The organism is Halomonas sp. 25-S5, assembly GCF_029889845.1.
Lineage (GTDB): Bacteria > Pseudomonadota > Gammaproteobacteria > Pseudomonadales > Halomonadaceae > Halomonas.
Window position 1 is genome coordinate 1 of record NZ_JARANV010000064.1, and the last position, 1328, is coordinate 1328.

Genomic DNA, 1328 nt, shown 5'->3' on the forward strand with positions numbered 1-1328 from the left:
GTCGTTTAAGGAGGTGATCCAGCCGCAGGTTCCCCTACGGCTACCTTGTTACGACTTCACCCCAGTCATGAACCACACCGTGGTGATCGCCCTCCGAAGTTAGGCTAACCACTTCTGGTGCAGTCCACTCCCATGGTGTGACGGGCGGTGTGTACAAGGCCCGGGAACGTATTCACCGTGACATTCTGATTCACGATTACTAGCGATTCCGACTTCACGGAGTCGAGTTGCAGACTCCGATCCGGACTGAGACCGGCTTTTCGGGATTAGCTCCACCTCGCGGCTTTGCAACCCTTTGTACCGGCCATTGTAGCACGTGTGTAGCCCTACCCGTAAGGGCCATGATGACTTGACGTCGTCCCCACCTTCCTCCGGTTTGTCACCGGCAGTCTCCCTAGAGTTCCCGGCATTACCCGCTGGCAAATAGGGACAAGGGTTGCGCTCGTTACGGGACTTAACCCAACATTTCACAACACGAGCTGACGACAGCCATGCAGCACCTGTCTATGCGTTCCCGAAGGCACCAAGGTATCTCTACCAAGTTCGCACGATGTCAAGGGTAGGTAAGGTTCTTCGCGTTGCATCGAATTAAACCACATGCTCCACCGCTTGTGCGGGCCCCCGTCAATTCATTTGAGTTTTAACCTTGCGGCCGTACTCCCCAGGCGGTCGACTTATCGCGTTAACTGCGCCACAAAGGTCTCTAGGACCCCAACGGCTAGTCGACATCGTTTACGGCGTGGACTACCAGGGTATCTAATCCTGTTTGCTACCCACGCTTTCGCACCTCAGCGTCAGTGTCAGTCCAGAAGGCCGCCTTCGCCACTGGTATTCCTCCCGATCTCTACGCATTTCACCGCTACACCGGGAATTCTACCTTCCTCTCCTGCACTCTAGCCTGACAGTTCCGGATGCCGTTCCCAGGTTGAGCCCGGGGCTTTCACAACCGGCTTATCACGCCGCCTACGCGCGCTTTACGCCCAGTAATTCCGATTAACGCTCGCACCCTCCGTATTACCGCGGCTGCTGGCACGGAGTTAGCCGGTGCTTCTTCTGTGAGTGATGTCCTTCCTCGGGGGTATTGGCCCCAAGGCGTTCTTCCTCACTGAAAGTGCTTTACAACCCGAAAGCCTTCTTCACACACGCGGCATGGCTGGATCAGGCTTGCGCCCATTGTCCAATATTCCCCACTGCTGCCTCCCGTAGGAGTTCGGGCCGTGTCTCAGTCCCGATGTGGCTGATCATCCTCTCAGACCAGCTACGGATCGTCGCCTTGGTGAGCCATTACCTCACCAACAAGCTAATCCGACATAGGCTCATCCGATAGC

At 56.2% G+C, this 1328-nt stretch carries 1 rRNA gene; it reads right to left on the bottom strand.

The window, feature by feature from the left end:
• Nucleotides 1-6: 6 nt before the first annotated feature.
• A 16S ribosomal RNA gene (locus OP498_RS18350) occupies nucleotides 7-1328 on the bottom strand; the annotation flags it as partial.